Annotated in this window: 26 protein-coding genes and 5 pseudogenes; 12 read left to right on the top strand and 19 right to left on the bottom strand. The window is 57.9% G+C overall.

Features of this window, described 5'->3' with window-relative positions:
- A pseudogene (locus tag AC13RC_RS32905) lies at positions 1–216 on the top strand (hypothetical protein); the annotation flags it as partial.
- Between the two features lie 71 nt (positions 217–287).
- Here AC13RC_RS32905 and AC13RC_RS32900 read toward each other — a convergent pair.
- The 3 genes and pseudogenes from AC13RC_RS32900 to AC13RC_RS32890 all read right to left on the bottom strand — a co-directional run.
- Positions 288–530: pseudogene (locus AC13RC_RS32900) on the bottom strand (dioxygenase family protein); the annotation flags it as partial.
- 35 nt (positions 531–565) lie between these two features.
- On the bottom strand, positions 566–1,408 hold the full coding sequence (locus AC13RC_RS32895; RefSeq protein WP_488559673.1) for a sugar phosphate isomerase/epimerase family protein: 843 nt from the start codon (positions 1,406–1,408) through the stop codon (positions 566–568).
- 95 nt (positions 1,409–1,503) lie between these two features.
- Positions 1,504–2,988, bottom strand: coding sequence for an FAD-dependent oxidoreductase (locus tag AC13RC_RS32890; protein ID WP_488559672.1), 1,485 nt, complete (start codon positions 2,986–2,988; stop codon positions 1,504–1,506).
- A 143-nt stretch (positions 2,989–3,131) separates the two neighbouring features.
- Here AC13RC_RS32890 and AC13RC_RS32885 point away from each other — a divergent pair, with 143 nt between their 5' ends.
- The 3 genes from AC13RC_RS32885 to AC13RC_RS32875 are packed head-to-tail and all read left to right on the top strand — an operon-like array spanning position 3,132 to position 5,811.
- A complete protein-coding gene (locus AC13RC_RS32885; RefSeq protein ID WP_488559671.1) occupies positions 3,132–4,133 on the top strand; it encodes an SIS domain-containing protein in 1,002 nt (333 codons plus the stop codon).
- Between the two features lie 18 nt (positions 4,134–4,151).
- Positions 4,152–4,862 carry a GntR family transcriptional regulator gene (locus AC13RC_RS32880; protein WP_488559670.1) on the top strand — a complete coding sequence of 237 codons (711 nt, stop codon included), beginning with the start codon at positions 4,152–4,154 and terminating at the stop codon, positions 4,860–4,862.
- A 10-nt stretch (positions 4,863–4,872) separates the two neighbouring features.
- Positions 4,873–5,811: an ornithine cyclodeaminase gene (locus AC13RC_RS32875; RefSeq protein WP_488559669.1), complete on the top strand. Its 939-nt coding sequence runs from the start codon at positions 4,873–4,875 to the stop codon at positions 5,809–5,811.
- A gap of 18 nt (positions 5,812–5,829) precedes the next feature.
- Here AC13RC_RS32875 and AC13RC_RS32870 read toward each other — a convergent pair whose 3' ends face one another.
- From AC13RC_RS32870 to AC13RC_RS32860, 3 genes are all read right to left on the bottom strand, one after another.
- A complete protein-coding gene (locus tag AC13RC_RS32870) occupies positions 5,830–6,618 on the bottom strand; it encodes an amino acid ABC transporter ATP-binding protein (protein ID WP_162748879.1) in 789 nt (262 codons plus the stop codon).
- Positions 6,618–7,541: an amino acid ABC transporter permease gene (locus AC13RC_RS32865; protein WP_488559668.1), complete on the bottom strand. Its 924-nt coding sequence runs from the start codon at positions 7,539–7,541 to the stop codon at positions 6,618–6,620. The genes AC13RC_RS32870 and AC13RC_RS32865 overlap by 1 nt, the downstream gene beginning before the upstream one ends.
- Before the next feature lie 87 nt (positions 7,542–7,628).
- Positions 7,629–8,474 (bottom strand): ABC transporter substrate-binding protein, encoded by an 846-nt coding sequence (locus AC13RC_RS32860; protein WP_488559667.1) that lies wholly within the window; start codon positions 8,472–8,474, stop codon positions 7,629–7,631.
- A gap of 260 nt (positions 8,475–8,734) precedes the next feature.
- Here AC13RC_RS32860 and AC13RC_RS32855 point away from each other — a divergent pair, with 260 nt between their 5' ends.
- Both AC13RC_RS32855 and AC13RC_RS32850 read left to right on the top strand, forming a co-directional pair.
- Positions 8,735–9,823, top strand: a complete 1,089-nt coding sequence (locus AC13RC_RS32855) for a LacI family DNA-binding transcriptional regulator (RefSeq protein WP_488559666.1) — start codon at positions 8,735–8,737, stop codon at positions 9,821–9,823.
- A gap of 236 nt (positions 9,824–10,059) precedes the next feature.
- The gene (locus AC13RC_RS32850; protein WP_488559665.1) at positions 10,060–10,947 is read left to right on the top strand and encodes a PfkB family carbohydrate kinase; all 888 of its coding nucleotides are present in this window, start codon (positions 10,060–10,062) and stop codon (positions 10,945–10,947) included.
- Between the two features lie 206 nt (positions 10,948–11,153).
- Here the strand turns inward: AC13RC_RS32850 and AC13RC_RS32845 are convergent, their stop codons facing one another.
- The 3 genes from AC13RC_RS32845 to AC13RC_RS32835 all read right to left on the bottom strand — a co-directional run bounded on the left by AC13RC_RS32845 (position 11,154) and on the right by AC13RC_RS32835 (position 12,955).
- Complete coding sequence (locus AC13RC_RS32845) at positions 11,154–11,651, bottom strand: GNAT family N-acetyltransferase (protein WP_113396041.1); 498 nt, start codon at positions 11,649–11,651, stop codon at positions 11,154–11,156.
- Positions 11,648–11,944 carry a type II toxin-antitoxin system TacA family antitoxin gene (locus AC13RC_RS32840; protein ID WP_113396042.1) on the bottom strand — a complete coding sequence of 99 codons (297 nt, stop codon included), beginning with the start codon at positions 11,942–11,944 and terminating at the stop codon, positions 11,648–11,650. The genes AC13RC_RS32845 and AC13RC_RS32840 overlap by 4 nt, the downstream gene beginning before the upstream one ends.
- A 330-nt stretch (positions 11,945–12,274) precedes the next feature.
- The gene (locus AC13RC_RS32835) at positions 12,275–12,955 is read right to left on the bottom strand and encodes a hypothetical protein (RefSeq protein WP_113420996.1); all 681 of its coding nucleotides are present in this window, start codon (positions 12,953–12,955) and stop codon (positions 12,275–12,277) included.
- Between the two features lie 1,071 nt (positions 12,956–14,026).
- On the opposite strand from AC13RC_RS32835, the gene AC13RC_RS32830 reads away from it, so the two are divergent.
- Complete coding sequence (locus AC13RC_RS32830; RefSeq protein ID WP_113420995.1) at positions 14,027–14,227, top strand: type II toxin-antitoxin system VapB family antitoxin; 201 nt, start codon at positions 14,027–14,029, stop codon at positions 14,225–14,227.
- Entirely contained in the window at positions 14,227–14,607 is a 381-nt protein-coding gene (locus AC13RC_RS32825; RefSeq protein WP_113420994.1) for a type II toxin-antitoxin system VapC family toxin, read from the top strand. Before AC13RC_RS32830 ends, AC13RC_RS32825 begins: the two co-directional genes overlap by 1 nt.
- Positions 14,608–14,860: 253 nt before the next feature.
- On the opposite strand, the gene AC13RC_RS32820 is transcribed toward AC13RC_RS32825, so the two are convergent.
- Positions 14,861–15,088: a DUF2934 domain-containing protein gene (locus tag AC13RC_RS32820; RefSeq protein ID WP_488559664.1), complete on the bottom strand. Its 228-nt coding sequence runs from the start codon at positions 15,086–15,088 to the stop codon at positions 14,861–14,863.
- 293 nt (positions 15,089–15,381) lie between these two features.
- On the opposite strand from AC13RC_RS32820, the gene AC13RC_RS32815 reads away from it, so the two are divergent.
- The 3 genes and pseudogenes from AC13RC_RS32815 (at position 15,382) to AC13RC_RS32805 (ending at position 16,535) form a co-directional block, all read left to right on the top strand.
- Positions 15,382–15,621, top strand: coding sequence for a hypothetical protein (locus tag AC13RC_RS32815; RefSeq protein WP_113420993.1), 240 nt, complete (start codon positions 15,382–15,384; stop codon positions 15,619–15,621).
- Positions 15,622–15,834: 213 nt separating this feature from the next.
- Positions 15,835–16,071 (top strand): annotated as a pseudogene (locus AC13RC_RS32810) (helix-turn-helix domain-containing protein); the annotation flags it as partial.
- Positions 16,072–16,196: 125 nt separating this feature from the next.
- Complete coding sequence (locus tag AC13RC_RS32805; protein ID WP_113420992.1) at positions 16,197–16,535, top strand: hypothetical protein; 339 nt, start codon at positions 16,197–16,199, stop codon at positions 16,533–16,535.
- 43 nt (positions 16,536–16,578) lie between these two features.
- On the opposite strand, the gene AC13RC_RS32800 is transcribed toward AC13RC_RS32805, so the two are convergent.
- Positions 16,579–17,085, bottom strand: a complete 507-nt coding sequence (locus AC13RC_RS32800) for an NUDIX hydrolase (protein ID WP_113420991.1) — start codon at positions 17,083–17,085, stop codon at positions 16,579–16,581.
- Between the two features lie 101 nt (positions 17,086–17,186).
- Here AC13RC_RS32800 and AC13RC_RS32795 point away from each other — a divergent pair, with 101 nt between their 5' ends.
- Positions 17,187–18,638 (top strand): CHAD domain-containing protein, encoded by a 1,452-nt coding sequence (locus tag AC13RC_RS32795; RefSeq protein WP_113420990.1) that lies wholly within the window; start codon positions 17,187–17,189, stop codon positions 18,636–18,638.
- Positions 18,639–18,817: 179 nt separating this feature from the next.
- On the opposite strand, the gene AC13RC_RS32790 is transcribed toward AC13RC_RS32795, so the two are convergent.
- The 8 genes and pseudogenes from AC13RC_RS32790 to AC13RC_RS32755 all read right to left on the bottom strand — a co-directional run bounded on the left by AC13RC_RS32790 (position 18,818) and on the right by AC13RC_RS32755 (position 25,211).
- Entirely contained in the window at positions 18,818–19,120 is a 303-nt protein-coding gene (locus tag AC13RC_RS32790; RefSeq protein ID WP_210296520.1) for a MurR/RpiR family transcriptional regulator, read from the bottom strand.
- A gap of 173 nt (positions 19,121–19,293) precedes the next feature.
- A pseudogene (locus tag AC13RC_RS32785) lies at positions 19,294–19,601 on the bottom strand (DNA polymerase Y family protein); the annotation flags it as partial.
- 162 nt (positions 19,602–19,763) lie between these two features.
- Positions 19,764–20,099 (bottom strand): annotated as a pseudogene (locus tag AC13RC_RS32780) (DUF4143 domain-containing protein); the annotation flags it as partial.
- Between the two features lie 1,131 nt (positions 20,100–21,230).
- On the bottom strand, positions 21,231–21,734 hold the full coding sequence (locus AC13RC_RS32775) for a DUF4405 domain-containing protein (protein WP_488559663.1): 504 nt from the start codon (positions 21,732–21,734) through the stop codon (positions 21,231–21,233).
- Positions 21,735–21,748: 14 nt separating this feature from the next.
- Positions 21,749–22,828: a 4-oxalomesaconate tautomerase gene (locus AC13RC_RS32770; RefSeq protein ID WP_113391240.1), complete on the bottom strand. Its 1,080-nt coding sequence runs from the start codon at positions 22,826–22,828 to the stop codon at positions 21,749–21,751.
- Positions 22,821–23,492 carry a 4-carboxy-4-hydroxy-2-oxoadipate aldolase/oxaloacetate decarboxylase gene (locus AC13RC_RS32765; RefSeq protein ID WP_488559662.1) on the bottom strand — a complete coding sequence of 224 codons (672 nt, stop codon included), beginning with the start codon at positions 23,490–23,492 and terminating at the stop codon, positions 22,821–22,823. Before AC13RC_RS32765 ends, AC13RC_RS32770 begins: the two co-directional genes overlap by 8 nt.
- A gap of 1 nt (position 23,493) precedes the next feature.
- A complete protein-coding gene (locus AC13RC_RS32760; protein ID WP_488559661.1) occupies positions 23,494–24,456 on the bottom strand; it encodes a VOC family protein in 963 nt (320 codons plus the stop codon).
- Positions 24,457–24,476: 20 nt separating this feature from the next.
- Entirely contained in the window at positions 24,477–25,211 is a 735-nt protein-coding gene (locus tag AC13RC_RS32755) for a PIG-L deacetylase family protein (RefSeq protein ID WP_113352383.1), read from the bottom strand.
- Between the last annotated feature and the right edge of the window lie 265 nt (positions 25,212–25,476).

Below are 25,476 nucleotides of genomic sequence, written 5' to 3'. Positions count from 1 at the left end.
TTTATTGCGCTTCTCGACCTCAGGCTCCCCTGCCTGCTCCATCGCGTCGAGAAAGGCCGCGATCAGTGGATTGGAGGCGTTAGCGGTTCGGCGTCCCATCTACAACACTTCGTCTCCACGCATAATGCGATCGCCAACCTGTTTCACATCTCCCGACACGACATCTTCTCAGGCCATCAAGGTGAATTGCCAACAGCAGCAATCGCCGCGGCGTAAGCGATGCTTGCTACCGGAGCCGACCTGCCTTCTCAGCAGTTAAGTTTACGATGCCCTGAGAGAGGCACTCCTCAATTACCGGATGGCGCGAGCACGAAATGGTGTTCAACTTTCCAAAATTTGCCATCGAAGCCAAGCTCTTTTGCGCGTGTAGAATCATCCATGAGCCTGAACTCGGCCAGTAGGCTTTCCTTGACACCGAACACCGCATCAGAATGGATATAGGGGTCGTCTGGATCGAAGATGTGGGTTGTCAGCGTCTCGAAACCGTCCGCCTTGATGATGTAGTGCAGATGGGCCGGCCGGTACGGATGAATGATCTTGCTCTTCCAGATCCACTCTCTCCCGCTTATGCCGGACCAAGCGCCCTGCGCATGGCATCCACGCATTGCTTCAGAGGCGGTGTAGGATCGACATTGTATTTCCAGTTGGTCAGCTCGATGGTAAGTGAACCCGCGTAGTTCTGGCCGCGCAGATAGGCGATCAACTGGTCGAGGTCGATGATGCCATCACCCCAGGCAAGATGGCTGCCGCCGGCATCGGAATCGGTGAAGTGCACATGTGCGACACGATCGCCGAGATGCGTGAAATAATCCTGCGGCGTCTCATGGGTCATGACCGCGCCGGCGACGTCATAGACCGCATGCAGCGTTGGACTGTCGAGCTTATCCATCAATGCGCGGATTTCCCGGGCTGAGCGGATGATGTTGGCGAAGGAATCGGGCAGCGATTCCATCCATAGGTCGACGCCGAGCTTTTGCGCGCGGTCGCAGAGGATGCCCATGGAATCGACGCATCGCTCCATCGCCTGCTCCGCCGGCTCGTCCCGGTAGCCGCCGCCCGCCGTTACCAGAAGCGCCGGCGCGCCGCATTCGGTGGCAAATTCCATCGATTCCAGGAAGTAGCGCAGCGAGCGATCGCGCAGTTCCGGCTCCTTAGCGGAGATATTGATAGGATAGATGCACTGCTCTGGCGTAAAGGCGACGATATCGAGGCCCATGCCGCGGACGGTGCGCCCCAGTGCCCGCGCATCGGTTAGCGTCTTATCGCCGATATAGAAGTGCGGCGCGGCAGCCCAGAGCTCGATGCGCGAGACCCCAGCCTCGCAAACATCGGCCAGAAAACGGTCCAGTGTATGCCGCACATAGTGGAAATTCATAACGCTGATATTGTGTTCGCCAAGTGCCATCATCTTTACTCCTTCAACGGTCTCAGATGTGCTAAATTATGTTCACTTATGAGAACGTTCTCTCATAATTTGCAGTCGATCCTGATGCCACTGCGGGTTTAAGGCGCCCGCAGCCCGAATACGGTCATCGTCTCCTCGATGAAAGCAGCGACCTGCGTCGCCATCTCTTTTTGTGTCCAGCCGAGAAGCGGCGCGGCCAATTTCGCGGCCGCCTCCGCATGACCTCGGCCGAGGTCTGCCCCCCAGCCGACGGAAAGGCGGCGGCACAGGATGTCCGAGAGCGTGCGCGCCTGCTCGTTGAGAACGGCATGGGCGACGGACGCCTCCGTGACGTGATCCATATCCGGGAGTGGCGGGAGTGGCGCGTCGAGCGGGCGCGGCGGACTGGAAGGCCGCAGCCGGCGATGAACGGCACGGGTCAGCCGACGCCCGGCATCGCGGTGGGTCATTAGTAGACCGCCGGTGAAGGTGAAGAAATTTGGCATGCCTTCGTTGGTAAGATCATGCTCGCGGACGGTTGGTGTGGAACCCCGGCCGTCCCTGGCAAGGGTGCGCGGGCGCACGCCCGACCATGCATAGAGCACATCCTCGCGCTTCAGGCCGAAACCCGGAAACAAGCGGCCGAGTTGATCAAGAATGGCCGCTATCTCCGCTTCCGTCGCGCAAAACCCTTCCGGGCTACCATCCGAGACAGAATCCCATGGCCCCACATAATGAAGCTCGCCCCAGGGGATCAGATAGAAGGGCGCACCGGCCGCTGTTACCGTCTGGAATCCGATGCCGCGCAGGCTCTGCGGCAGGCGAACAACAATATTGGTACCTTTTTCGCCGGTATTCTTGCGCAGATGCGGCGCCCCCGCCAGAGCGGTGATTTCATCGACCCAGACGCCGGCGCAATTGACGACCGCACGGGTCAGAACATCTTTGGGGCCGCCGGCGGTCGTCAGCGTCACCCGCCAGAGATCGCCTTGCCTTGCAAGTCCTTCCACCGCCGTATAGTTCAGCGCCTCCAGGCCGATCGCCCGTGCCTTCATGATCGTATCGACGACGATCCGCTCCGGCCAATGATACTGGTATTCGGTGAAGCTCATCGCCCCGCGAATGTCCTGCAGTCCCGCCATGCCCTGAAGTGCCGGATGGGCCCGCGCTTCTTTCACCGAGAGGATACGGAGGTCAAGCGGCACCTGACCGCCATCGTTGGCCGCCATCAGGCGAAACGCGAGTCGCGCCTTCCAAGGAGGAATGGCGTTTTCGGGTGTCAGTGGAATGATGAAGGTGACGGGTCTTACTCGCTCGGGCGCCAGCAGCACGAACTCCGCCCGCCCTTGCATCGAGCGGCGCATGAGGCTCAAGCATTCTACCGCGTTGCGCGGATGGGCGAAAAAGGCCCCAAGCGAGCCGCTGGCGGCCGAGAGATAGCCGAGCCCGCAATGCTGCAGGCGCGACGTCTTGCTGGAAGTACCCGCACCGTAATCGTCGCGCTCGACCAATAGCGTGCGATAGCCTGCCGCCGTCAGATGCTGGCCGGCAGCCGCGGCGATGATGCCGCCGCCCACCACAACGGTGTCGTAGATCTCGCTCATCCCAACTCCCCTCACCGGCAAGTGATGCCTCTTCATGTGGAATGTGAGAACGTTCGCAAAATTTCATCGACGATGTCAAGGTCGCTTGACCTCGTCGGCAAGATTATAATACGTATTATAACGTCTTATAGAAAGGTCCAACAATGTCTCTCCCCTCTGCGTTTAACGCCGGCGTCGTAGCCGCGCTGTCCGCCCTCGATGCAAAATCGATCAAGCATGTTTTCTTCGTCGCCTGTGGTGGCTCACTGTCGATCATGCATCCAGCGAAGTTCCTGCTCGACCAGCACTCACCGCTTCCCTCCGATGTCTATAACGCCGCGGAGTTCGTCGCCCGCGCACCACGTGCCCTCGACCGCAATTCGCTGGTCATTCTTTGCTCGATGACCGGCACCACCAAGGAAACCACTGCCGCGGCCGAGTTCGCTCGTTCGACAGGCGCCACGACGATCGGCCTGACGGTTGAGCCCGACTCGCCGCTTACCAAGGCCGTCGATCAAGTCGTCGGATTCGAGGCGCCCTATACGACCGGTGTGCCGATCGACGCGAGGAACAGTAATTATTCTCGAATTTACCAGATCGTCATGGGCCTCGTGGCGCTCACCGGTGGCGAAGATCTGACCGAAACGTTGATCAGTAGCCTTGTCGCCCTTCAGCCGGCGATCGAGCGGGCGCATGCCGCCTTGGCGCCGACGTTCGACGACTTTGCCCCGCGCTTTGCCAAGGAAGACGTGATCTATACAATTGCAAGCGGCGCGAGCTACGGCGCGGCGTATTCCTTCGCCATTTGCGTGCTGATGGAAATGCAGTGGATCAACAGCCAGGCGATCCATGCCAACGAGTTCTTTCACGGTCCGTTCGAGATACTGGATAAGGACCGTGCCTTCATACTCTTAAAGGGTCTCGACAGCACGCGGCCGCTCGAACAGCGCGCCGACGAATTCCTGCACCGCTTCGGCTCTGCCGACAAACTCCTGGTTCTCGATGCGGAAAAGCTCGATCTCTCCGGCATTGATCCACAATTCCGGGGTAATGTCGTGCCGCTGATCTTCTTCGACACGCTCTGGCGTTTCGCATATAAGATCGCCGACCTGCGCAAACACGAAATGCTGGCAGCGCGGCGCTACATGAAGAAGATCAGCTATTAAGAGGGCGGGGAAGAGCGGATGGACGATCAAGCAAACCTCTTGCCGCTCTATGAACAGGTCCGGCGCTCAATCCTGGCCGGCATCGAAACCAGCCAGTTCGCCGAGGGCAGCTTTCTGCCCCCGGAACCTGAGCTAATGGCGCGGTATGGCGTTAGCCGGATCACCCTGCGGCGCGCGATCAGCGAGCTTTGTGCCGATGGCCGTCTGCAGCGCCAACAGGGCCGCGGTACCATCATCATGCCGGGCAAGGTCCGTCAGACACTCGTTTCGCTGTCCGGCTTCTCCGAAACCATGGACGGGCTCGGCCGGAAGGCCGGCCACCGCATCCTCGCGCGCGCGGACAATCCCGATGCGCCAGCCATACGCGCCCGGCTGCAGGCCGAAGCGCTTATCCGCTTCGATCGGCTGCTGGAAGACAATGGCCGGCCTATGACGCTCGAAACGCTCTGGTTCGATCCAGGGCGCTTTCCCGAAGTGATCGAGGCCGTCTCCGGCGGCGATTCCTTCTTCGCAGCCCTGCGCGACAAGGCTGGCATCGAGCCAGCCCATGCCGAGCGTCAGATCGATGTCGGCCTTGCCTCCGCCGGCGAGCGCGCCATACTCTGCATCACCGCCGCACAGCCCGTCTATCGCATCGAAAAGATCGTAAGCGACGCCGCGATGCGCCCGCTCGCTTTGTCGCAGCTCGTCACTCCCAGTCATCTGGTCACTTATATGATCAAGACCTGAAAGGTTCGCCATGCATGTTTTTGACGCCGCCGCCGTTCACGCGGCGCTTCCCTGGACGTTTCTGATAGAGGCGCTACGCAAAGCGCATCTCGGAGACATGCCCGCCTCGGAGGTCGTGGTGCAATCCGATCCGACCGGCGGCGAAGCCCAGTTCATCACCCTCCCGGGTTGGGCGCCCGGCGGGCCGATTGCCGTGAAGATGGTCGGCGTCTTTCCGCAGAACGCAGGCCGTAAGCCACCGCAACCGGCCGTTCAGGGGCTGGTGGCGCTGTTCGATGGCAAGACCGGCGGGCCGCTGCTGATCGCCGACGGCGCGGCGATGACTGCGCGCAAGACCGCCGCCGATTCCGCCCTCGGCGCCGCCATTCTGGCCCGCAAAGATGTAGAAGACCTGCTGATCGTCGGCGCCGGAGCGCTCGCGCCCCATTTCGCCGAGGCGCATCTCGCGGCACGTCCGTCGCTGCGCCGGGTTACAATCTGGAACCGCACCGCCGTACGGGCGGAGGCCGTTGCCGCGCAGCTTCGGGAACAAGGCATCAGCGCCACGGTCACTGAAGATCTCGACGCTGCAGTCGCCTGCGCCGATGTGATCTCCTGCGTGACGATGTCGGACAAGGCGCTTGTCAAGGGCACCCTGCTGCGACCCGGCACCCATCTCGATCTCGTCGGGGCCTATTTGCCCAGCCTTCGTGAAGCGGACGACGTGGCTTTGATGCGCGGTACGATTTTCGTCGACAGCCGCAACAACATGGAAGGAGGCGGCGATCTTTCGCAAGCGGTTGCATCCGGTGCCATTAGCTGGGACGCCGTAAGGGCCGATCTATTCGAGCTAGCTCAAGGAAAAAGGGAAGGTCGCACTGGCGCCGATCAGATTACTGTGTTCAAGAACAACGGCGGCGCTCATCTCGACCTGTTCACCGCATCGGCGCTATCGCAAACGCATGATTGAAGCCACATGGCTGACGCTTCACGCGTCAGCCAGAACCCGCCCCAGGAACGCCCGCGTACGATCATGCTGCGGGCGTGTCAGCACATCCGCCGGGCGCCCCTGCTCCACGATCACGCCGCCATCCATGAAGATCAGATGGTCGGCCACGTCGCGCGCAAACCCCATTTCGTGGGTAACGACGACCATGGTCATGCCGTCATTGGCCAGTTGACGCATGACGGCCAGAACTTCGCCAACAAGCTCCGGGTCGAGCGCCGAGGTCGGCTCATCGAACAACATCACATCCGGCTTCATCGCCAGCGAGCGGGCGATCGCCGCACGCTGCTGCTGACCGCCGGAAAGCTGGGCCGGATAGTAGCTCGCCCGCTCCTTCATGCCGACGCGCTCCAGCAGGATCATCGCCTCCCCGACGGCCGTCTGGCGCGGCATGCGCTTGACGAGAACCGGGGCCTCTATGACATTTTCGAGCACGGTCTTATGGGGGAAAAGATGGAAACCCTGAAATACCATGCCCATGCGCTGGCGCTGGCGGGCGAGCTCGTTGAAGCTCATCTCATAGAGCTTGTCGCCCTTCCAGCGCACCCCAACGGGCTCACCGTTGAGGAAAATCGCGCCGCCTGTCGGCTTTTCGAGATAATTGAGACAGCGCAGCAGTGTGCTCTTGCCGGAACCGGAAGGACCGACGATGCAGGTCACATCTCCCCGCATCACTGCGACATCTATACCACGCAGCACCTCATGGGTGCCGAAACTCTTGCGCAGGTGCTCCACCTTCAGCAGCGGCTCGTTGGTCATCTGGGCGTTCATCACAGGATCTCCCGCTGGCGTGCGAACAGGCGGAATGGAAAGAAACCGGCCGCTTTCTTCGCGCCGACGCGGCGTTCAGATTTCAATCGGTGCTCGACGGCATGCTCGGCGGCGGTCAGAGCGGTGGTAAGCACGAGATACCAGATGGTGGCGACCAGCAGCAGCGGCACGGTCTGATACGTACGCGCATACACCATCTGCGCGGAATAGAGCAGATCGGGCAGGGCCAGCACGGAAACGAGCGAAGTAAATTTCAGCATCGAGATCGTGTCGTTGCCGATCGGCGGAATGACGATACGCAGCGCCTGTGGCAATATGATGCGGCGGAGTGTCTGCCCCCGCGTCATGCCGAGTGTGGCGGCGGCCTCTGTCTGACCGGCATTGATGGCCTGGATACCCGCGCGGATCATTTCGGCGGCATAAGCGCTTTCGGTAAAGGCCAAGCCCATGATAGCCGCGCTGAAGGAAGTAATCAATTCGTTGGTATTCCAGGAGAAAAGCTTCGGCCCGCCGAACGGAACGCCGATAGAGACCTCCGGCAGGAGCAGCGCCAGATTATACCAGAAGATCATCTGCACCAGCGGCGGCACCCCGCGGAAGAACCAGATCCAGCCCCAGCTCACCGATTGGAAGACGCTGCTGGTGGAGAGGCGCATGATGGCGAGCACGACGCCGATCGCCAGCCCAAGCACCATGGCAAGTACCGTCAACAACAGCGTCATGCCGAGACCGGAGAGGATCGCCGGGCTGAACATGTATTCGGCGACCACGCTCCACTGCATGTTCTCGTTGGTGACAAGCACCTGAAGGAATACGACAGCCAGAATGGCAAGCGCGACGCCACCGATCCAGTGACCGATGTTTGGCACCGGGATGGGTTTCACGTCATGGATCGAAGGGCGGGAAATTGTCTTTTCAGCCATCGTCAGTCCTTGCTGCCTGTTTGGGTCGTCTCATCCGGCTTGAAGCATGTCAGGCCGGATTGTTTTTGCATCCGACGAAACGGACGTTCAGAGATCGGCCGGATGTTTTTCCGTGATCAGCAATGCCTTCCTCAGCATGCCACTGTCGTTCAGCCCCCACTTGGTCATGATTTTCTCATAGGTACCGTCGTCAATCATCGATTGGATGGTATCGGTTAACACCTGCCCGAGCGGATCGCCCTTGCGTACGCCGATGCAGCTGTTTACGGGCGACAGAACCAGTTCGGACACCTTGAGGCCGCTGGTCTGTTTTGCGATGTAGGCGAGCTTGACCGAGCCGCCCACTGTTGCTTGCGCGCGATTGGAGCGAACGGCAAGCTCGGCCTGCGCCTGTGTGCTATAGGTCTGCATGACAACCGGCTTATCCTTGCACTCCTTGGCGTTCAGCTTCTCAAGGAGGCCGATGTCCCAGGAACCGTTGAGTACGGCGACTGTCAGCCCGCAGGCGTCAGAGGCCGACTTGATGTCAAGCGTGCTGGTTTTCGGATAGGCAAAAGAGGTGCCAATCCTGCGCTGAGAAACGAAGTCCAGCGTTTTTAGCCGCTCCGCGGTCGTACCGAAGGACGAGAAGCCCGCATCGAAACGCTTGGATTGCAGCCCCGGAATGATGGCGTCGAAGCTCGTGCCTTCGAAGGTGAAGGACACACCGAGGCGGCGTTCCATCTCCTTGGCGATATCGATGCTCCAACCTTTGAGCTGGCCATCGGCATCCTGGTACTCGTCCGGCGCCCAGTCATTGAAGACCGCCGCCTTGATACCGTGATCCTGGTACTCCTTTGGAAGCGCGTCATGGAGCGCAGGAATGACATCGGCAAGCGCTGGCATTGCAAGCACAGCACTTAACGCGCAGGCGACGAGAATGGATCTAAACATAGTGTCCTCCTTGTTGTAGCGAACCCAGTGGGCTCGTGACTGCGTTCTCCAGCTCCCCTTGATTAAGTTACGAGAACGTTCTCACATATGAGATACGGAGATTACCTCTTCGTCAAGCGTGGAAATGGTGAAATCTGCCAGTAAATGGCGTTGAAAACCCCCACCGATCTGTTAACAGCTAGGAAGAGCTACCGTTTTCTCTACGTCGAACATGATAAGATTCTCATTTCGGCAGCTCGACAATGTGAGAGGATTGCCAGGTGGCTTTGAAAAGCAAGGCAACAATCGCGGATGTTGCACGGGCAGCGGGCGTTTCCACGGCGACTGCGGGACGCGTGCTCGGCGGATATGGCTATACCAGCGAGGACAAGAAGGAGCAGGTCCTCAAGGCGGCTCAGAGCCTCGGTTACCGGCCCAATGCCCTGGCGCGCAGCCTCATCACCGGCAAGACCCGTACGCTCGGCGTCGTCGCGGGCGACATTCAGAACCCGTTCTATGCGTCGGTCCTGCGAGGTATCTCCAACGTTGCCGAGGCCAACGGCTTTGGCCTTCTGATCACCAATAGTGACGAAGCCCAGCCGAAGGAAGTGCATTCGGTCGAGCTTCTCACGCAGAAGCAGGTGGACGGGCTGATCGTTACCCCGAGCGACACGCGCAAAGCACGACACTTGCACAATCTGAGAGCCATGGGGGTTCCCCTCGTCCTCATCGATCGCGCCGTCGCCGGCCTGATGGTCGACCGGGTTGCGACCGACAACATCGCCGCGGCCGAACAGGCCGTCCGTCACCTGATAGTCGCCGGTCACCGTCGGATTGGGATCGTAGCGGAGCTCGCCGACGAAGAAAGCGACAGCCTGGAGACATTTCTCGCCCGCGCTATCGCTGGCGATCCGATCGAAAGCGAAACGCTGTATCCCAGCTGGCAGCGTCTTCTCGGATATATCCGCGCGCATCGAGTGGCAGGACTGCCCGTCGACCCGCATCTTACGCTGAGGGTGGGAAGCTATTCCGCCCTCGCTGCACAAACGGCCTTGGCTAGTCTGATGACGGCGGCGGCAGCGCCGAGCGCGCTCTTTACCACTGACGGCACGATGTCCGAAGGCACGATGCGGGCACTCGCCGAACTGAAGCTCACCATTCCTCAAAATGTTTCGATCATCTGCTTCGACGATCTCGACTGGATGAGTTTTCACCGTCCCGGAATCACAACCGTGTCGCAGCCGCGCCTTGCTATGGGCGAGGCTGCCGCACGCATGCTTCTCGAGCGCATTCGCGGTGAGAACTATCCGCCACGCACCGTATTGATGCCTGCTGAGCTCATTGAACGGGGCTCCGTCATCCACCTCTGATCCGACAAGGCGTAAGCCCATATCGCCCTTACCGACGGCGGCCGAATAGCTGTTGTTTTGGATTCCAACTCAAAAGAAGAGCCTGGCCACTTTCCTTCGCCGGCCCCCGGTCTCGCTCGTACACAACCGGTCACCGCTCTCCATTCCCCGTAGGCCGCATCCCGGAAACCATTTGCATTTTTTGACACCGCTCTTTAATGAGAACGTTCTCAGTTATTCTCAGGAGCGCTTGCCCGATGTCGCAACCCGTCAGAATCCTCGCCTTCGGCGACAATGTCGTTGACTGCTACCGCGACCAAAACCTGATGTTTCCCGGCGGGAACTGTGTCAATCATGCCGTTTTCGCCCGCCGCGCCGGTGCGGAAACCGCCTATGCGGGCGCCGTCTGCGACGATGACGCCGGGCGCCTTATCCGTCGGGCTCTTGTTGACGAAGGTGTCGACGTATCGTCGTTACGGATGGAACCAGGACAGACCGCCTATTGCGTTATCGAGACGCGGGATGGCGACCGCGTGTTTGTCGGGGCAAATCTGGGCCCTTCAATCATCGCGCCGTCAAAAGCGGATATCGCTCGTCTTCCGGATTTCGACGCCGTCCATACTGGACGGTCAAGCCATGTCGACGCCTGGTTACAGCACTTTGCCGAGGCGACGAAGATCTCTTATGATCTCGCCACCGTTCACGATCCTGAACGCATCGCCCAGGTCGCGCCGCACTGCTACCTGATCGCCTTCTCCGCCGGCGGCTTGTCTAGGGAAGAGGCGCTCGCGCTTGGTAAGCGCGCTTTAAATGCCGGCGCTTGCTGGAGCCTTGTTACGCGCGGCGTTCAAGGCGCGATCCTCACTGGCCGGCTTGGCATCTTTGAAGCGTGTGCTGAGCGGGTCGACGCCCTGGACACACTCGGCGCCGGCGATACTTACATCGCGAATGTTCTCGTAGGCTTGCTGAATAACGTTGAGCCCGACGCCATTTTGAAGAAAGCCGCAGAAGCCGCCGCTCAAACCTGCCTGATGCATGGTGCCTTCGGTTACGGAGCCTCCATGAACATCGATCTTTCAAAAATGATGAGCCTTGAAGAAGTCTACAGCACGACGCGTCCTGCAGAAGCACCAGTGGGGTTCTAAGGTCAGGTTCGCTGGGCTTCCGTAGGTATCAGTATAGCGAATGTTCTGGCTGAGGCTAAAATATTGATGACCACCGACGCGCATCTATTGCTCTTGAGCGGAATCGAACCCGCGGCCTCATTTGAGGTCCGGGACCTTCTGCCGCAAATTCAGCGGCTTAGAGCAGAAATAGAATGCATCCAACCGAAATTACTGATGAGTTTCGCTTAAGGGTTCAGCGCCTGATTGAGGTCATGCAATCCGACCATCAGCATCATGGGGTCGGACGGAGAAGACAGAAAGCCCACGGCCTCATAGAAGGCTCGTGCGTCATCTGAAATCGCATGAACCAGCATGCCTCGGATGCCAAGTACTTCAGCGGCATTGAGCAGGCGCAGGCCCGCATCGCGCACTAATGCCCTGCCGAGACCACGCCCCTGGTAGGACTGATCAATGGCGAGGCGACCAAGCACAGCGACCGGAATTGGATCTGGCATATTGCGCCGAAAACGGCCAGGCGCTTCCGGCTGTTTGACAGCGCCGGAGGCGAGTGCGTAATAGGCAATGACGCGGCTCTCCTCGCACACGACGAAGGTCCGCGATGCGCCGCTCGTTTGATTAGAACGCGCGCGACGTCGCAACCAGTCGTCCAACTCAAGGACCCCGGAATTAAACTCGGCCAGCTGGTGATGATCGGCCAGGGGTGCCGGTGCGCTGAGGGTCACGCCTCATCCCACGGTGCTTTGGTCGACATGGTGCGTGCTAAACGCTCATTGGGCTGCGTGGGTGCATCGAGCCGAGCAAGATATTCAGCATAGATTTCGGGACTTACCGTGAAGATAGTGCGATCGAGCAGCACTTCCTCTGCTCGCCGCTCGGAAGCCTCCAACATGAAATCCGTGCGCGTCTTACCAAGCAACTCAGCGGCGCGATCGATCAAGTTGCGGGTCGCAGGCTTGATCCGCATATTCAGCGGTACGCTTGCGTCCGGGCTTTTGCTTGTATGTGAGGTCGGCATTGGAAACTCCTTTTGCCCCCATATAGCGTAACGACAATATCTTTACAAGACTCGTATAGATATTGTCGTTACATATTTCGCGCAATCCAATTTTCGCGGCGCTTAATGCGCTAAGCGATTGAAAACTGGTCTCTTAATTAAGCGGAGCGTAGTAGTTTGCAGCGTAATCGGATTTATGGAACTGACTCGTTAGAAAAGCATTTGATAACGACGTTAGCCCGGCAACGTCTCCACTGTTGAACTGGCGGCCCTGCTCTTTATCAGAGCTATTCGTCTGAAATTCCCGTCCACGGAGAGCAGGCTGACGGCCCGCGGTCAACTATGGCCGTTTCAGTCCTTGCCAACCGTCAGCCGGCCGGTGCTCCCATCCGACAGCTTTACCTTTCCCCATGCCGACATCATATCCGCTGCCCGCGTCACCTCGACCTTGCCGTTGCGACCGTCCGAGCATTTGACCGGAAGCGTAATTGTCGGACGCCGATCGCTGAGATCATAGGTGCCTGAGCATTTCACGGCTCGCCGAGACGATTGAACCGAGAAGCGACCCTTACCGTTTGACGCGACGGTCGAGCCCTTGAATGTCTCACCGGAATCCATTCTCGCTGACGCCGGAAGAACAATACTACCTTCTCCGTGGCTCTGCGGCTTCTTTGGGGCAGAGCCCGCGATCCTCAAAGCCCGCGAAACACTCGCAGGCATACCGCCGCCTTGCATGAACTGAAGGTAGTCATCATAGGGGATGCGGCCTCTCGCATAGGCGGTGAGGACACGGCGGCAAAATTCTAGCCGGACATTGGCCTGCGACACGCCCATGAGCTTGGCAAGCCCTTCCTGCAATTCAGGCTTGATGCCTTGGTGGCTGCAGGCCTCGATGTTCCAGTTCAGTGCCGAGGGATTGCTCAGCATGTTTTTATCATATTCATAGCCGCGCTTGGTCGCGACAGTTTGCGCGCCGGCCGGGACAGAAAGAGCCATCATAGTTGTGGCCACCCAGATTATAAGCTTTTTCATGCTACCTTTTTCTGGGCCATCCCAAAATGATTGCCAGGCGTGCCGTCCATCCTCTGTTGCGCTATTCGTATCTTTTCCATTTGCCATCGGTCGCCCCTCGACTTATTGGCTCGCCTTGAAGCCATTCCAAATGAACACTAATACTTTGTAGGGAAGCTTGAGTCGCAGAGGGACGAAAAATTTTTCTCGTCCTGAACTATGACTGCCATTGATCATGACATCGATAAAACCCGGTATGCAAAATCCTAGAAAAATTATAACGCTATAAAATATTCTATCATTAATAGTTGATGCTATCAGAAGCGGAGTTACAAGCACTATTTGATATAAATCGACGACAATACGATCGAAGAGACGCTTCAAGTCGAATCTCATCTTTTTTCTTGGAACGATATAGTCCGTCGTCACATGAATACAGCGGACGTGGCATGGCCCAACTATGCCCCAGTTGCGATTTTAGCGCGCATATTTGTGCTGGTTGGATAATAGTGCTGCCAGGTAGAAATCGCCAGCATCGCGAGCACATACGTCAGTACTGTACTCTCCTCTTCGGCATAACTATTAAACATGCACGCCCCACACATATGTATATACCCTTGTCGATTGGACGACCTCCAATCGACAAGCTTTGTTCCTCATGAGAACAATGCCGTTATATTACCAAGGAGCCACACCTCCATAGTGCAGCAAATGCTAATATAGCATTACAATGACATTCCGACACAAGTCAACCGAGTAATTTGAGTGGTTGCGCAACATAGATTTCTTCAGCGGAAAGTGGATAATTGGCAACAGCTGGGCAGCGAAACTTGGATCCGAGCAAAGTTGCAGAGTGAAAAAATGCGCTTGTTGATGTGAACGGATTCGAACCGTGGACCTCCGCAATATATTCGAGCCCGTGGCACGGATGGCACGGGCTTCAACTTCACGGCTCAATTCCGATATCCTATGGGATTAGAGCGTCGCTACCTTACATGCGCAGACCACGTTCCGTGTGTAGAAGCGAAAGCAGGCGTAGAGTTCATCACCAAATGGTGCCATTTTTGACGTCATCAACACGGAGGCCAGCTGATGCGCTCAACCATCAATCTCGACGACGCCCTCATGGACAGGGCGAGATCATTGACCGGCACCAAGGAAACCGCGGCACTCGTCCGCCAGGCGTTGGAGACGCTGGTTCGTGTGGAGTCCGGAAAACGCCTCATAGCTCTTGGGGGAACCATGCCGGAGGCCGAGGCAGCCTCTCGTCGTCGGAGCACGGCAGTTAAGTAATATTGGTAGACACCTCGATCTGCATCGATCATTTCCGATATGGCGATGGCGAGCTACGAAGAATAATCGAAGACGATCGACTACTTTGCCATCCGTGCGTGATTGGCGAGTTGGCTCTTGGCAGCCTTCGGGATCGCGGCAGCATCATTGCTTTTTTGGCAGCTCAGCGCGGAGCTGTTGCCGCCACCCACGACGAAGTCATGACGATGATCGACCGATATGGAATTTTCAGCATGGGTATTGGCTACACTGATGCCCATCTGCTGGCATCCGTTCTCCTTGAGCGGAAGGCAGCCTTTTGGACCAGAGACAGGCGACTGCAAACAGCGGCCGAAAAAGCGGGCGTGCCACTACATATTCCTGCCGATGAGCCTCACTAGATGCCCGAGTAACGCCGGCTGATATCAACACGACCGCAGTCTGGCTTCCTACCGAGGAAAGCATGGCTGCCTGCGGACAACCCTCATCAGAAAATGCCGAATATGACAAAAGATCATGGTCGGACTGAAGGCCGTCAAGCGCCGAAAATCGCACCGAAAAATCTCAAATTAAGTGCCATCACCTCCGCAACGGGCGCATTCCCACAGTTAAATGCCAAACGACAGGGTGTCATCTGCGACGAAGTTGACGTCCTCAGTCCGGTGGGATCACAGTCGGCATGACGCCCGGCGAGTTCTGGTCATTGGGCAGACCGGCCTCTGCCTTCCAGTTCTCGGTGCCTTCTCCAGCGGCTACGTGTTCGCCTGCCGCAATTTCTTCTTCAGCTCGCCGCCAGTGTTCCTCGTAACTGCCTTCGGGGCGACCCTCTTCCTCCCATATCTGGTTGGCGCGCTCACGAATCTTCTGTTCTCTGTCCATCATTAGATCTCCTTCTAATTTCGGCTCAACGCCGCTGGCAGCTGCAACGTTCCTTGCGATGAGCAATGTCTCGATGTTTTACCGTGCAGTTGGATTTGCACCGGATTCTTATTGTCCAACGATCCGCTTGAGTGGGGGTCGGCCTTATCGGCGCTAGGAAAAGGTGCTCCGCTAGCGCGTTATCGCCTCGAGTGATTTTTGCAGATGCCTCTAAGCCACCAGTTGCAGCCAGCCAGGTCGCTGGAACTTCCCGCGCTGGCGCGGGTTCTCCTTCCCTCAGAAAAAGGAGGAACATCATGACCGACGAACTCAGTGCTGGCTTCACAGGAACACTCGCAGAATCACCAACAGGTATCCGGAGGGTCGCGAGGGATGCCAAGGATGCTGTTGTCCGTGAGAGCACCGCAGTGGCCGCGGGCGCCGCTGAGCATCCGCACACGGCAACGGGGATTGTCCTTACGATCGGCGCCCTCGCCTTTGCGATTGGCTATGTTCTCGGGCGCGATGCGTCGTTAAATAATTCTCGATGGCGGTGATGTGGACTGCTGGCGCGCGCTGAGCGTCATTTTGCGTCGGGCCTATCACGCGAACTCGTTGATATCGCCCTGCCGAAAAGCGGTACGCCGATCAGCCCTTCTCTCCGGCCGTCATGAGTGTCCTGGCATGCCATCGCTAGTTTTTCTAGGTAGTCGGATCCAGATGTGCTGTTCAACACCTTTGAATATCGCTGAGACTTAAAGGACCATAAGATGCTATCTGGCAGGCAGATTTCGGCCGCTCGAGCGCTCATCGGTATGCCGCAAGCAACGCTCGCTCTCGCTGCGAATATCTCCGTGCCGACGCTGAAACGCATGGAAGCAAGCGAAGGCCCGGCCACCGGCATGCGGAATCATGTTGTCGCGGTCCGCGCCGTCCTCGAAACAGCTGGCGTGACGTTCCTCCAAGCTGGCAGCGTTGCGTCGGGTCCCGGCATCTCATTACGTACGGGCAGCGGCGCTGCACAGGATATGGACGAAAATGAGGTTGTGCAGTACCCCGAGAACTTAGAGAACGACGCGCCGCCCGGCGCCGGTGGCTAGGTCCCGGGCAGTACCGCTTAAGGAGAAATCACATGGGTGAGAAGCGCAAGAAGATTTACCAGGCTCTCGTTGACGGAGCTACCGAAGGTCTGACAGGCGATGCCTTGTATGAGTTCGTGTTGAAGCGCTGCCCGAAAACCTCCAGCAAGAAGATTGTCCGCGCCTCGCTGCTGGCCATGACCGATCCTGGCGTCACGGACAAGAATGTGCTCGACACGATCTATGCCCTGGCGATCAAACACCGCATGGATGAGGTTCGTGTGGCGGACGATTATGACGGGGAAGATGTCGAAGAAGACAGAGAAGTCGTTCCATCGGTCCAAAGAGCGGAACGCTGCAAGGCTGAAAGCCGGGCACCTGTACAGCACTGATCAGGCGAATTTCGCGCCGTTGGCGAAAGATCCAGAGATCCCACTATACCCTGAAACCACGACCAAGCTGAAAACCTGGTCCGTCCGTGGTGCCAGAATCGCCGATCCCATCGGCAAACTTGCGTAGCAGCTCGCGCAGCCCTGGTTGCGAGACTTCGACCGGCGCAGCCGCCAGGGGAAACCAAGCCTTCTTTCGCGTCGATTTTTCAGGATAGTCCATCGCGATCCTTGTCACCTCTGCAAGGTGAACCGAGACATGGTAGCGATCCGGCGTGCTGTCCTTCTCATAGGTGAATATTCCGAAAATTTCCACCTCGACACGACCGACCACGCCCGCTTCCTCGAAAGATTCGCGAGCCGCTGTGATCTCGCTGGTCTCGCCGGCATCAATGTGGCCTTTCGGAATGCCCCATCTGCCATTCCGACGGCTGCCGACGAGAAGGATTTCGAGCACTCCATCATCCCCGCGGCGGTAACAGATCGCACCCGCCTGCGGAACATCGCGAGCGGCGGAAACGTTCGACGCATATCGTTGCGCGCTCGAGAGCATGGCTGTTTTCGATTTCTTCCTATCTCTCATACAGTCGCTATAGCACTGGACTATGACAGCTAGGTCCGTGCTGAATTCGGTCTTATCAAACGGAGTCCGCCTTGTCGTCAGAAACCGAAGTCAAGCTTGATCTCTCACCCGAATCCTTGGAAGCCATCCTTGGTTCCGATCTGCTGGGCGAGCCCGAAAAGATTGTCCGGCAGCGGTCCACCTACTTCGACACCTCCGATCGTAGGCTGTGGAAAAAAGGCTTCACGCTTCGAATTCGGCAGGTGGGCGCCGCGCGCACCCAAACCGTCAAAGCGACTGGACCCGGCAGGTCGCTGTTTGCGAGATCCGAGTGGGAGACGCCGGTTGAGCGAGAGGAACCCGTTCTCGACCACACCTCGCCGCTTCTGGGGGAATTTGGAAACAGCCTGAAACTGGAGCCGATCTTCGATGTGGTCGTCGAAAGGCGACTGTGGAATGTGGAGGAGAATGGTTCCAGCCTCGAGGTCGTCGTCGACCAGGGCGAAGTGGTTTCGGGCGAACGCTCTTCTCCGATCCGTGAGACCGAAATCGAGCTGAAGGATGGCAGTCCCAGTGATCTCTTTGCTTTTGCCAGGAAGATAGACGAGATTGCCCGCTTTCGGTTCGGGGTGCGTTCGAAGGCGGAGCGGGGTTACGCCCTTGCCGAGGCGCAGAAGACGGTCTTCAAGTCGGAGCCGCTTCATCTCGATCGTGACATGAATGCCGCGGCGGCATTCAAGGCCATCGCGTCTTCGTGCTTCCGGCAGTTCCGCTTGAACGAGGATGTCCTCCTTTATCGGCGCAACGCCGAGGCTCTCCATCAGGCGCGCGTGGCGCTGCGTCGGCTGCGATCGGCCTTCTCCATATTCAAACCGGTGCTTCCTGACGAGGAGCCGCGGCGGCTGAACAACGAATTGCGATGGCTGGCGGCGGTGCTCGGAGAGGCCCGCAATGTCGACGTCCTGCTCGGGAAAGCCGCCGAACCGGATCTTGTCTTTAAGCTGGAAGCAGCGCGCGAGAACACCTACCGTGATGCGGTCGATGCCTTATCCTCCCCGCGCGCGCGAGCACTGATGCTTGACCTGCTGCAATGGCTTGAATGTGGAGACTACCTTCACGGCAAATCCCCAGTGTCGGCGGAAATTCCGGATGCACTCACCTTCGCTGGGCGGGCACTTGAGAAACAGCGCAAGAAGCTCAAGAAGGACGGCAGCGCACTGGCCAAGCTGGACGACGAGCATCGTCATGAGGTTCGCAAGGATGCGAAAAAGCTTCGCTATGCCGCCGAGTTCTTCGCATCGCTTTTCGATGACAAGCGCGGCAGGCGTCGACACGCGAAATTCCTTGCCGCGATGGAAGCCCTTCAAGACGACTTGGGAGCATTGAACGATCTGGTGTCGGTTCCCGGCGTCCTGGAGAAACACTGGCTGGCGAACCACCCGGCGAGCGACACGGTTCTTTCCCATGCCGAGAAGGATGCCTTGATCGACAGTGCCCAGGCCCATGTCGATGATGTGCTCGACGCGAAGCGGTTTTGGAAATGACGGGAGCGGCGGGCGGGGCACCTTCTGGCTTGCGACCGGTGGGTCTGCCATCAACCAGCCGATAGGCAGATTAATCTGTCGCAATTCGACCGACGGCTCATGAGGAGCTCAAAGCTTGATCAATTATTTGGCATATTCACCAGCAGAATGTCGGGATGACAAAGCGGGCGAGCGCGTGGCTATGGTGATATCGCTACATTAGAGCGTTGAGCGAGATCCAGCGCTCGAGCCCGTTCGATTTCGCCACTGAGCGCAATCTTGAACTCACGAAAACCTGAAAAACCGAGTATTCGACAAAACCGAACGATAGAAGCAGACCCGCTGTCGGTATTATGAGCGAGTTCCGCCACCGACAGTCCCAAAACGATCTCAGGATCTTGTGCTATGTACAAAACGACCCGCGCCAAGGCTGCAGGGGCAGTGTTGATTGCGTCATAAATCATGTCCAGAAGCACCGGCTGCCGCTTGATAATGTCTTGCATGAATCTCCTAGATTGGCGTTACGAAGTTGCACCGGGGGGCGATCCTTCATGTAAGGCGGGCGCCTTCGTACCGGATGACATTCCACGGTGTATGTCGATAAAACGCAAAAGCAGCAGGTACCGTCTTGAGAGCCGATTGCCAACTGCCGTAAGCCCGAATGCACACCATTTGGCCAGTGATGCACCCAGGTTTCAATGACGTCCTCGGCTGCAGCCGAGACGCTGCATTCAGGAACATCGGAGGCCATAGGCGCGATGCGATAGACGCACTGTCCCTGGTTTCCGAAGGTGTCGATCAGCGGCGTGATATCCTCGCCCGCATGGTCAACCAGTGACGATCGCTGCTCCTCGCCAAGCGGTCGGTCATGACGGCAATGAGTGTCAGTTTCTCGATGCCGGAGCCGGGCTTGATCGTTTCCCTTCGATCCCGGAAGAGCTTGGTCAGCCGAGCAACATCGAGCGCCGGCTTGGCTGAGGGCGCAAAGCAGTCGTGCCGCAATAAGCTACAACACCACTTTTAAAGCTCACGATCCGTGGTCGGATCCGTTGATGTGAAGGGATTCGAACTGGAGGCCGGCTTTATCGAAGCGCTCGAAGTTTCAAGAATGTTCAGGCCTGGAGACTGAAGAGAAATTCCCACGCGCTAACGCCACAATGCCGAAATTGGCACGGCGGACAGGCGTTCCCCGAACGGGACAACCTTGTCATGGTCGTACAAGACGATGCCCGAAACAAACCGCTCTCCAGATGCTTCGGCCAACATTCTCAATCCGGAAAAATCGGAAGTCGAGACGGATGCTGCCGCTTTTATCTCGATGCCGACAACCCTCCCTCTTCTGTCCTCGATGACAATATCGACTTCGTTCTGCTGCTTGTCACGAAAATGCGAGAACTCAAAGCGGCCATGTCCACTGCTGGCGAGTTTAAGGATCTCCCCAAAGACGAAAGTTTCCAGCAACGCTCCGAACGCCCCCCTGTCCATGACCAATTGAAAGTCAAGGAATGACTAATTGAAATCGGCATGGCGTCTGATTGAAACTGAGGCCGATGCCAAATGGCAGCATGAAGGCGGTAAGAGGCCACGCAGACGCTGAACCTTCGCTGACAGGTCACCGGAACTGACCTAGCTGATCCTCAAAGGAGAGATATTCGCGGAGCGAATCGAAAGCAAAATTGTGCATGTCTCCATCACACCGCCAAGCGACCAACTTTTTACAAATGGAAGGAATCCAAGCTCTTGAGGAATCAGAACCGTAGGCCCTATCATCAGAAATTTCGCATGGAGTAGACCCTTGGGCGAGTCACGAGCTTGGGCTGAAATGACGATTTGAGATCCTCAACCGCTATTTCCACATTCATCTGGCGGACTATCTCCCGACGTTAACGACGATCTCAGGTCCTCAACCCGTCTAGACTCCAACGGGCATGTCGTGCAGGCGGCATGCCTCGGCGCACTGAGCACGCGCACCACTCATCCTTTCTATATCGCGCGCTGGAACAACGCGCTTCCGGGGCTGGGATTGAACGGCAGAATCGAAAACCCTTATTGGGATCGGACCAAGGGTGAGATGGTCGCGGCTGCGCCAACGGAGCATTAGTACGTCGCCTGGCCCCGTCGTCGCTGTCATGCGCCTCGCCGACAAAAGGACGTTGGCAGGGCTGTTGAAGGCCTTAAGCGTCACCAGACCATGGTCGTGACGCTCGCCCATCAGCTATAAAATGGAGCCGGAGCACAGGCCTTCGCTTTCATGATTCGAGCAGTTGCCCGGGTGAAGCGGCATGTCTAACGCTGAGAAGGCTCTTGCAGCTCGTCGTGGTTGATAAGCTGACACTGGCGCCTGTGTCGACGCGCCGCCACGACAACGGGGCCGCACGCCCAGACCGGGCTGGGAAGATCGCTACCGACCAGGAATTTTTGGCCTGGGAGTCTCATTGACGATCTGTAGAAATAAAGGCGGCAGCTGAATCCCTGGTTCTCTTTTTTGTTCTGCTCAGGCGGTTGCAAACCGAATCCGATCAGGTTGGGTGCGTCAATCGCCATCTCCTTGACAGTGTGGTAGGCGATTAGATTTTCCGTCAGGACTTCACCAAAAAACCTCTCGGCATACAGCTAGTGCGACGCAGTCAGGATGTTGATCAATTCTGCTTCACCCTTGCCGGACCGAGCCGCGATCTCATTGAGATGCATATCAGGGCTGACTGCTGAAAATCCCGCAGCTAGCAGCCGCTCCTGAAGGGCTTGGGATGAAGTCGCGAGCAAAGGCGCGACATCCGAGACCCGATTCTGCAAGATTCGGTTTGCGAACGCGATCTGCGGAGGTCCTCCAGTGTGCGAACCCGGCGCGTTGGAGATCGTTGCGTAGTAAAGTGATGCAGCAAGGGAAACTCCGAGTGCAACGGTCATGGGCAGACGCTGGAAATAGTTCGTGAACGGCCGCCAATTTTTCCACACATGGAGGAGAAATGGTACGATGAGCACCATGCTCAGCCACTCATGCATCGCACGGAACCAAGACTGCCCAAGGTGTAGGAAGAGAGCGAATCCCGATACCAGCGAGACCAAGAAGAGGCCCGTGATGAATGGGGTGGCATAGCGAAGAAACATGGATTTCATTGGCTTGGTCCAGCTCAGTGAGATTGCTTTTCGCGCTTTTCAATGGGAAAGACCAACCCATCGAATAGCTTTCGGGCAGTCCTCACGGTGCCTGCCCCCGTGACGTTTGCCTGCTCCGTCAGTTCCAGGAACACTTCCATCTCGCCTGTAGGATGCTCGATGCGATACCGCCCATCCGACGGTGCAGTGACAAGTTTGTTGGCAGGCGTTCCGGGAATGCGGGTTGCTGTTGCGACCGTGACGGCGGCTAATACGCCAATTGAAGCATGAACTCGATGAGGTATAAAGCTGCGCGTGTTGATTGCACCACCGGCGGCCGGCCCTGACACCAAAGTCATCTTCGGAACCGACGCCGTGCTGACATCGCCGAGTTTCATCTTCGGCCCGGCCTGCAATCGGATGGCCTCGAGCCGCTGTTTTAAGCCATTATTGGCCTCAAGGTCCTCGCGCGATTCTTGTCCCGTCAACCCGAAGTCTGTTGCCCGCATGATCACGCACGGCATGCCGTTATCGATGAGCGTCGCCTCAATCCCATCAATGACGTCGACTTCCCTGCCTGTCGGCAGAAGGGATCCGCACATCGAGCCCTCAGTGTTCGTGAACAGGATCGGAATCGCTGCGTGCCTGCCTGGTACTCCCGCGATGCCAGTATCACCAAGATAGCTTACTTTGCCGCCAGGCGTGCTTATCTTTGCGACCGCAACCTCACCGGAATTGACCATATGGATTCGCACGGGGGTCACCTCCCCCGAGACTGGAACCAAGCCTCGTTCCAGGGCCGCGGGTCCCACCCCTGCGAGAATGTTTCCGCAGCCTTGGGCGTCGCTTACCAAGGCCTGGTCGACGAAGACCTGAAGGAACAGGTAGTCCACATCAGCATCGCTTCTCGTCGGGGGAGACAGAACCGCCACCTTCGAAGTTAGTGGGTCTGCGCCACCGATGCCGTCGATCTGCCGAGGGTCAGGAGATCCCATGACCCGCAGCAGAAGCTCATCTCGCTGCTCTGGGTCGTCCGGCAGGTCACTGGCGAGGAAGTAAGCGCCCTTTGATGTCCCGCCACGCATCCAGAGGCAAGGGATTCCATCCTCATACATATTTCAGCCCCTTGGCTTCGAGCTTGGGCCGCATTTCATAGATGTCGAGCCCAAGCTCACCCGCGGCGAGACGCTTGCGTTTGCTGTCTTCATTGGCGACGCGCTTTTCCGCAGCGACCGCAACCTCTTCCGCTTCCGCCCGCTTGACGACACAGACGCCATCATCATCGGCAACGATGACGTCGCCCGGCTCGACGTAAGCACTGGCGCAAACAACCGGTACGTTCACCGAACCGAGCGTTTCCTTGACGGTTCCTTGCGCCGATACCGCCTTCGACCAGACCGGAAATTTCATGGCTGTCAGATCGCGGACATCGCGCACGCCCGCATTGATGATGAGCCCGCGGCAACCTCGAGCGAGCGCGGAGGTCGCGAGAAGATCGCCGAAGTAACCATCCTCGCAATGCGATGTCGGCGCGATCACCAGAATGTCGCCTTCCTTGATCTGCTCGATCGCGACATGGATCATCCAGTTGTCACCCGGAGGCGCGGAAATTGTTACCGCGGATCCCGCAATCTGGACGCCGGGATAGATTGGCCTCATGTAGCTTGCAAACAGCCCGTTGCGGCCCTGAGCTTCGTGTACCGTTGCGACGCCGGTGGCGGCAAGACGATCGATAACCGATTGGCTTGCTCGTTCGATGTTCTGTACGACGATACCCACTTCATTCTCCTTTCGACCCCACGGGCGGTGTGCCGTGGGTGTGGAATGTTTCGATGGTCTTTAGCCCCCAGGCCTGCCCCTTCTTGCGCTCTGCTTCCGTCCACACGACGGGCTCCCAATCCGGAGCAAGGATCAGTCGGGCACCGGCGTTGGCAAGCTCGACGCGGTTGCCGGCAGGTTCCCAGACGTAGAGGAAGAAGGTTCCCTGGATCGCATGCTTGTGCGGCCCGGTTTCGATATGCACGCCATTCTCCAGAAAGATATCGGCAGCCCGCAGGATTTCCTCGCGCGTATCCGTCGCGTATGTGACATGATGGAGTCGGGCGTCGCCTTTGCCGTGCTCTTCCGTGCAGGCAAGGTCGTACCCTTTGTTGTTGATCGTGAACCAGCAGCCACCGACTCGGCCGTTATCGAGCTGGATCATCTCCGTCACCCTCGAGCCGAGGCAGGTTTGCATGAATCGCCGGAATTCGGTCACGTCTGCAGCCAGGAGGTTCAGATGATCGAGGCGGCGTGGATGGCATCCCTGCCCGTGATATCGGGATGCAATGTTCTTCAGAGCCGGCTTTTGCTCTTCCGGCGGCTGGTAGCGCACGGTGTCGTAGTAGAGCTCGAACACGTGTCCGAACGGATCCTTGAACCGAAACGCCCGTCCGTGACCCTGATCACCGTCCACCCAGCCTATAATATGGAAGCCGCTCTCCTCGATCGCCTTAACTCTGCGCGTCAGCGCCTCTGGCGAGGATGCGCGATAGGCAATATGCCCAACGCCCGTCGTGTGGTGGCGCGTCAGCTTCAGGGTATGGAACTCATAATCGTCCCAGGCCCGAAGATATGCCGAATTCTCGTCCTGAGCCGAAAGCGTCAGACCGTAAATGCGCAAAAAGAAATCGAGACTTTCATCGAACTTGTTCGTGTACATCTCGACGTGCGCCAGGTGCGCGATGTCGAAGCACGGCTCCATGTTCATCCTCCCTAGGTCGATCAAAGCTCGTCGACCGTGCGCGGAAAGATCGACTGGAACCCTTCCGCATATTTCGATGCACGGCCGCCGGATTGGCCGCCGGAATTACGCTGGAAATGGTTGGCACGGTTCTGAGCGACGCGGGTATAGAATTCCCAGAGGTGCTCCTGGCCTTCCATGCATTCGATAGCCGCGCGCTTCTTTTCCCAGACTGGTGTTATGTCAAGGAAAACATCGGGCTTCCAGCCCATCTGCTCCGTCTGGTGCGGCTCGAACAGGTAGAGCTGCGGGGCGCCAAGCACCTCCTGGCCGGGATTGTGACCCCACGCCTGCGCGATCATGCGCGCCTCGAGGGCCACCTGCGTGGCATACATATGGTCCGTGTTATAAGGGTCGTATTGGGAATGGCTCAGCATGAAGGAGGGCTGCACGTCGCGGATAACGTCGACGAGATGGTACTTGTCCTCGTCTGTCAGCCGCAGCGGGTAGTCGCCGAGGTTGAAGCTGATGAGATCATGCACGCCAAGCGTCTTCGCGGCCTTCTCCGCTTCGCGGCGTCTTGCCGCCTTGACCTTCTCCAGCGTCATGCCGTTTTCTTTCCAAAGCTTGGCTGACTCACCGCGCTCACCGAATGAAAGGCATACGACCGTTACGTCGTATCCTTTGTCAGCATGTAGGGCGATCGCGCCACCGCAGCGCCAGACGAAATCAGCGGCATGGGCACTGATTACGAGTGCAGTCTTCTTTTCCGACATTGGATGTCTCCTTCCTGTTAGGGAGATATCGCGCCGGGGAAAGCGATTTGCCAATTTGGAAGTGACGCTAATCCGATAAGTTTTCGCTATAGATGAATCTTCGCATCGAAAAGCGCCGGTCGCGCTATAGCTTTTTGTTATATCATGCGGGCCATTTTGAAATAGCCTTCCCTGCTCGATCCCTCCACCCTGATGCGACTAAAACTGGCTCGTCTTGTCGAGCCCGCAACGTGATGTGCCACCCGAAGAAGCGAGAATATCGGCG

It is taken from the genome of Martinezella sp. CNPSo 3890 (genome assembly GCF_057784455.1).
Note: the sequence above shows the minus strand (reverse complement) of the source record. Positions and strands in the feature narration are given on the sequence as shown.